6 protein-coding genes and 1 pseudogene are annotated in these 6,039 nt (G+C 61.5%); 4 read left to right on the plus strand and 3 right to left on the minus strand.

Annotated features, from left to right (window positions below; all coding sequences use genetic code 11):
* Positions 1-267: 267 nt before the first annotated feature.
* On the minus strand, positions 268-1,182 hold the full coding sequence (locus tag ABIB56_RS18260; protein ID WP_354570652.1) for an NADP-dependent oxidoreductase: 915 nt from the start codon (positions 1,180-1,182) through the stop codon (positions 268-270).
* A gap of 48 nt (positions 1,183-1,230) precedes the next feature.
* Here ABIB56_RS18260 and ABIB56_RS18265 point away from each other — a divergent pair, with 48 nt between their 5' ends.
* The 3 genes and pseudogenes from ABIB56_RS18265 to ABIB56_RS18275 all read left to right on the plus strand — a co-directional run.
* Positions 1,231-1,824, plus strand: coding sequence for a TetR/AcrR family transcriptional regulator (locus tag ABIB56_RS18265; RefSeq protein ID WP_354570653.1), 594 nt, complete (start codon positions 1,231-1,233; stop codon positions 1,822-1,824).
* An 18-nt stretch (positions 1,825-1,842) separates the two neighbouring features.
* Positions 1,843-2,520, plus strand: coding sequence for an MmyB family transcriptional regulator (locus ABIB56_RS18270; RefSeq protein WP_354570654.1), 678 nt, complete (start codon positions 1,843-1,845; stop codon positions 2,518-2,520).
* Positions 2,521-2,740: 220 nt separating this feature from the next.
* Positions 2,741-2,854: pseudogene (locus ABIB56_RS18275) on the plus strand (IS982 family transposase); the annotation flags it as partial.
* A 58-nt stretch (positions 2,855-2,912) separates the two neighbouring features.
* Here the strand turns inward: ABIB56_RS18275 and ABIB56_RS18280 are convergent.
* Positions 2,913-3,512 (minus strand): TetR/AcrR family transcriptional regulator, encoded by a 600-nt coding sequence (locus ABIB56_RS18280; protein ID WP_354570655.1) that lies wholly within the window; start codon positions 3,510-3,512, stop codon positions 2,913-2,915.
* A gap of 113 nt (positions 3,513-3,625) precedes the next feature.
* Between ABIB56_RS18280 and ABIB56_RS18285 the strand changes: the two genes are divergently transcribed.
* A complete protein-coding gene (locus ABIB56_RS18285; protein ID WP_354570656.1) occupies positions 3,626-4,519 on the plus strand; it encodes an oxidoreductase in 894 nt (297 codons plus the stop codon).
* Between the two features lie 1,197 nt (positions 4,520-5,716).
* On the opposite strand, the gene ABIB56_RS18290 is transcribed toward ABIB56_RS18285, so the two are convergent.
* Positions 5,717-6,039: transposase (locus tag ABIB56_RS18290; protein ID WP_354570657.1), on the minus strand; the 323-nt coding region annotated here is incomplete at its 5' end.

Genomic DNA, 6,039 nt, shown 5'->3' on the forward strand with positions numbered 1-6,039 from the left:
ACATCATCGACCGCAGACTCATCCGAGAAGGATGGACCCGCTACCGCTGGATCGGACGACCCACCCGCAAACCGTGACCTATCGACGCAATCTCTTAAACGAATTGCCGTTTGAAGCCTGCGCGTTTACCGCGCACTATGCAGCATGGCCAATATCGAAGCCGCGCTCTTCAGACATGCAAGCAGTTTGAGAGCTCTTCCGCGATGGCTTTCATCATGCCGAGGTCGCGTCATAGGACCGCATCGAAGGGCTCCTGGGCGTCGCTGCTCAGTTGAGGAGAACGATCTTGCCGCGGGCGTGGCGGGTCTCGCTGAAGTCATGGGCTGCCACGACCTCAGTGAACGGGAATGCCGCCGCAACAGGAATGCGGAGCAGCCCTTGCTCTGCAAGCGTCACTGCTTCGGTAAGTCCATGGACCGCCAGAGAATCACTCATGCCGCTGGAGAGGTGGACCCCATAGGAAGCAGCGTCGAGGTCGGCGATTGAGACCACTCGTGCTGCGTCGCCGGCGAGCTTCACGAGGTCGGCCAGGGCGCCTCCGGCGCAGTCGATAACCGCATCCACCCCATCTGGCGCCAACTCGTGCACGCGTTCGACGAGTCCTGGGCCGTAAGTTGTCGGCGTAACCCCGAGCGAGCGCAGGAAGTCGTGGTTGTTGGGGCTCGCCGTGCCAATGACTGTGGCTCCTCGAGCGACGGCTACTTGCACGATCACCGCTCCCGTACCTCCCGCTGCTCCCTGTACGAGCACGGTGTCTCCGGCGTCGACGGCGAGTCGGTCGAGAACGCGTGCGGCGGTCTCAACGGCCCCCCCAGCACCCGCTGCTTCCTCCCACGACCAAGCTGCAGGCTTCGGCGCCCACGCGGCCAGGATCGCGAAGTCGGCATTCGCTCCGCGTTCGGTGAAGTCGGGCCAACCGAACACCTCATCACCAAGACGCACACCTTCGACGCCCTCGCCAATCTCATCCACGACGCCGGTGGCGTCGAACCCCGTGCGATAGGGAAAGCTAATCGGCATGACGGCCTTTGTCGCACCTGACCTGACACGAATCTCGCCCGGTGAGATCCCAGACGCCTTGACCGCGATCCGGATGTGGTCCGGGCCCGCATGGGGCTCAGGTATTTCGGCAATATGCATAACTGTCGATGGGCCGTACTCGGTGAACTGGATTGCTCTCATGCTGCGATCGTAGCGAAGCACCCCGTCCGTTTAGCTAAAGTGAGAGACATGGCTAGTCAAGTGAGAACCGTGCAAAGGTCGGATGCTCGAGATAACCGCCTTCGAATCCTTACTGTCGCCAGAGCTGCATACGCCAACGATGGCCTCGACGTGACCATTCGCGAGATCGCCCGTCGGGCAGACGTCGGGCCTGCAACTCTCTACCGTCACTTCCCGACCAGAGAAGCCCTCATGACCGAGGCATTCGCCGACCAAATGATCTCCTGCCGCGAGATTATCGAGGAGGGTCTGGCCACAGAAGATCCGTGGGAAGGCTTCTCCTTTGTGATCGAGAAGCTGATGCAGGTCCATGCACTCAATCGCGGATTTGCACGCGCCTTCACATCCGAACTGCCGCACGCCATCGAGTTCGCAACAGAACGGGATCACTCGCTCCAGCGAATGCGCGACCTCATCCGACGCGCAAAAGCAACGGGCGCACTGCGAACTGATTTCACATTGGCTGACGTGAGCCTGGTGCTGATGGCCAACGAAGGTATCCGCGCCGAGTCTCCGGCACGCAGAGTTGCCGCGTCCCGCCGATTTGCGGCATTCATCATCCGATCATTTCGTGAGCAGCCCTCCCTGACGCAGCGACGGTAACTTTTCGCCACCGACCTAGTGCAAACGCGCACCGTTCGCGACCACTACGACGGAAGGATCGTTCGGTGCTCCAATCGTTTCGTTGCGGCTACCGGGACCTCCTACCTTCTCTCCCTCACCGAGCCATCAGCGACACGATCGCGGCGTCGGCCGAGACGCGAAACCGTCCCCGCGGGCATCAGCAAACTCCTGACATCACTGCACCTGCCCGCGTTCATCGAAGGCCGCAACCTCGACGTTCTCGCCGCAAACCCTCTCGCCACCGCACTCTCACCGCGTCTCGTGACAGGGGAGAACCGACTCCGCGCGGTGTTCCTTGATCCCGACGAGCAAACCCTTTACCCCGATTGGGACGACCCCACAGCCCGACTCGTCGCAGGATTTCGCCGCTCCGTCGGCACCGACACTAAAGATCCACGATTCATCGACCTCGTCGGCGAGCTATCCCTCACTAGTGATCGGTTCCGCCACCTCTGGGCACAGAACGACGTCCAACCCCGACAGAGTTGGCCTATCACCATTGACCATCCCCTCGTCGGTGAACTCACCCTCAACCGCGAAAAACTTGTCATCGGCGACACTGCACAAACGCTCGTCCTCGCCATCTACCATCCCGATTCGGGCAGCGCGAGCGCCGACAAGCTCACGCTCCTCGCTTCCTACACTGCGGCCGACTCGCTATCCGCGGGCCAATGACCCAGTCCGCCCGGGGCAGTATCTGGAACCGGTTTTTGGTTCGATGGTCGTCGTGCGGCGGGCCGCAATCGTGAAGGAATTCGCGGGTCCCATCCGCAATTACCTCGTCCGTTTCGACGTCGTCCGGCGAGGCTCCTGGTCAAAGGCCGTGCGAAGGCACCGATAGGAGAGAGTCAACGCCACAAAGTGGTCGGCCGCCGGCCAAAGATTCGGCGCATTCACCCTCAAAGGCCAACCCACCCTCGAAGACCATGGTGGCCGCACCATGCCCGGCGTCTACTCCCGCGTCGCAGGCGGTCTACTCACCCTCGCTGCCGGAATCTGGCACAACTAGCCCATCGGAGAACTCCGCAAAGGATCCTCTTCGCCTATGACCAATAGCACTCACTCAACTACTTGTCGGCGGCTGCCGGAAAGAGCGTGCTCCAGCGAACGCTCGCTGCTCGCACCTCGTCGAGAGCGCTTCCGGCCGCTAGGCCGAAATCCTCTCCTTCAGAGATAGCGCTCCACCTTTCGTAAGCGATTTTGGTGGCCAGCGAGCTCAGTTCTGCCGCGACGCGGGCAGCAACATCTGGCACGCCGCGCCGTCGCAGTGCGCCGACCAGCAGTTCGATGAGCCCGAGCTCTTTGAGCGCTTCGCGTTCGCGCAGTTCGGGCGTGGCGGCGATGACTTCAGCTCTGCGAACGATGAACTCGCGGCGAGCAGGAGTAAAAACCGAGGCGGCCGCAGCGTCGAGCGCATGCTGTACTGCCTCAAAGGGGGTGGCTTCTGCCAGCGCAGCGGCTGTCGTGGTCACGATTAGCTCATACATCGACTCGTTACCGAAGAGGACTTCTCGTTTGTCTTGGAAGTGGCGAAAGAATGTGCTTTTCGTAAGACCGGCACGCAGCGCAATGTCGATCACCGTTGTGTTCTCATAACCGCGCTCGGCGAACAGGTCGAGGGCAGCCCGGGCCAGTCGCTCGGCTGAGTCTGGTTCCCATCGGGCCATGTCCGCAGTCTACGGGACAAGGTCTCGACGGGGGATGTATAGTTATGGCACTAAGTCCCATCACAGACAGCGGAGGTAATCGTGAAGAAAAGGTTCGTCGCAAGCAGATTCGGATGCCATCTCGATGGCAAGAACGCGGGTTCGGTATGAGCATCCCTGACCAAACCGGTCGCACTGTAATCGTCACAGGCGGCTCGAGCGGCATCGGCCGCGCCGCTGCTGCCGCGTTCGCCAAACGGGGCGCTCGTGTCATTCTGGCTGTTCGCAATCAGGATCAGGGTCGCGCTGCTGCTGCCGACATGCCGGGTGCGGCGGAGAGTCGCCCTCTTGACTTGGGCTCGCTCGATTCGATCCGCGCGTTCGCGCGAGGCGTAGAAGGGCCGATCGATATCCTGATCAACAACGCCGGAACCATGACGTCCACGCTGAAGCACACCTCCGACGGTTTTGAGAGTCAATTCGGAGTGAACCACCTCGGCCACTTCGCATTGACGAACCTGCTGCTCGGCCAAATCACCGGCCGGGTGGTGACAACTTCTTCCAGCCTCCATCGCAACGCCCACATCGATTTCGACGACCTTCAGTGGAAGCATCGAAGCTACGTTCCCTTCGGCGCGTATGGACAGTCCAAACTGGCTAGTCTGCTGTTCTCCGCAGAATTACAGCGCCGATTGACCGCTGCTGGTTCACATGTCATCGCTACGGCTGCCGATCCCGGGTGGGTGTCGACGGGGTTCATCGTCACGACCGGCAACCGTCTCCGGGACGCGGCCACATTGATCGGCACCAAGATGCTCGCGCAACGCCCCGAAGCGGGTGTAAGGCCAACTCTGTTAGCCGCGACCGGTGACGTTCCGGCAGACGCCTTCACCGCCGCACGCCTGCTCGGGATTCGGGGGGCAGCCACGCTAGTGGCGCGATCCGACGAAGCCAACGACCCCGCCATCGCGAAGAGGCTGTGGGAAATATCCGAGCAGCTCACCAAGGTCACGTTCCCTCGGCCCTAGTTGAGCGACATTTAGCTTGCTCTAAATCTCTTACCGCAGAGCGGTACTGTCAGCAGGTAGCCGTTATCGCAAGACGCTTCTAGCCGTAGATTACGCTCGCGGTATTGCAGGGCTATGAACCATGTAACAGTGAGTACCTATGACGTAGCTGCACGTGCACGTGCACGTGCATTGATCAAGGCCGACGTGTCGATGCAGAGCGAGCTGTCGCCGACGCCGCCAGCGAGTACGACACCGCAGAGTTACGTTTACGGGCCGCAACCACCGCCCACGAAGCAGCCTGGAAAGCGGCAGTGGGCGCGGGGTCGAGTTAGAGGAATCTTCGAGCAACGGGCGTCCGCGCACGAGGTCAGACGGTGCGCAAGGTGCGCGCGAACCATGCTGCGGCTTTAGCGCCCGTCGTCCAGAACTCTGAGGGGTAAGCCTTCGGCTCCAATTCTGTAACGAACAAGCCCCGCCGACCTTTGGCCAGCGGGGCTTGTTCGTGCAACTCCGTTGCCGTTTCGGCCGGTTATAGTGCGAGCCATCCTTCCCTTGGCAAGGGCTTTCGCGGCATATCTTCGCTGTGTTTGCGGTATTTCACGGTCCTTGCCAATTCCCCCCTGACTCCGTTGAACGGCGGGTGCCGAAAGGCAATGGGAGATGTAAGAGAGAGGGGCCACCGTGAACGAGTCACCAACCGTGTTTATCCTGCCGGGTTCCGCGCAGTGCACCACGACAACCCCAAGCACTTCACGACGCCGGCTTACCGTAGGTCGTCGTCGACCTGGCAACCGACGACGGAGCCATCAACACAGTGCGAGACCTCGGGTACACGTCGGTGCCTGTCGTTGTTGCGGGAGCGGCGAGCTGGTCCGGGTTTTGTCCCGACAAGATCAGAGCCGTCGCGTCAGCTCGGGCGACTGACCGCTACTCGGTACCGGCCGATCCGATGGACGAGCTGGGGTGCTAATCATGCCAGTAACCCATCGCCGGCCGACTGTCGCACATCCTCGGAGACGCGCGCTTACCCCCAAGGAGACAGCGGCGCAGCTGGGGATGACAACCAAGCAACTCGCTCGGCTTCGACGCCGCCGCGATGGGCCGGCGTTCGTTGCGCTCACCCGCAACAGCGTTCGCTACCTACAGGTCAGCGTCGACGAATGGAAGTTGAACCAAGCCGAGTCCAGTGAAACCCCGTCAGCGTGGGAGGTACGGCTAGGACGTGTTGCTAAACCCGCTGGTGATCCAGTGGAGGGTTGCGGCGAGGCAGAGGCCGGCGTGGTAGTTGCGGGCGGTCTTGTCTGATCTCATGGCGATTCCGCGCCATTGCTTGAGTTTGCCGAAGCAGCGTTCCACGACGTTCCGACCGCGGTAGCGGGCCTTCTGTTCATCCCCGAAATCGATCGGGCGACCTCGTCGTTTGCGTCGATGCACGATCTGATCATCGCGCTCAGGGATCGTCGCTGCGATCCCACGCTCCCTCAGCCAGGCACGGTTCGCCTTCGAGGGGTAACCCTTATCGGCCATCACCCGATCCG

The sequence above is a fragment of the Glaciihabitans sp. UYNi722 genome, from assembly GCF_040549465.1.
GTDB lineage: Bacteria > Actinomycetota > Actinomycetes > Actinomycetales > Microbacteriaceae > Lacisediminihabitans.

Bases quoted from the DNA above. Each gene is read 5' to 3' on its own strand.
- ABIB56_RS18265 (WP_354570653.1), top strand. From the start codon at position 1,231: ATGGCTAGTCAAGTGAGAACCGTGCAAAGGTCGGATGCTCGAGATAAC.
- ABIB56_RS18260 (WP_354570652.1), bottom strand. From the start codon at position 1,182: ATGAGAGCAATCCAGTTCACCGAGTACGGCCCATCGACAGTTATGCAT.
- ABIB56_RS18285 (WP_354570656.1), top strand. From the start codon at position 3,626: ATGCCATCTCGATGGCAAGAACGCGGGTTCGGTATGAGCATCCCTGAC.
- ABIB56_RS18280 (WP_354570655.1), bottom strand. From the start codon at position 3,512: ATGGCCCGATGGGAACCAGACTCAGCCGAGCGACTGGCCCGGGCTGCC.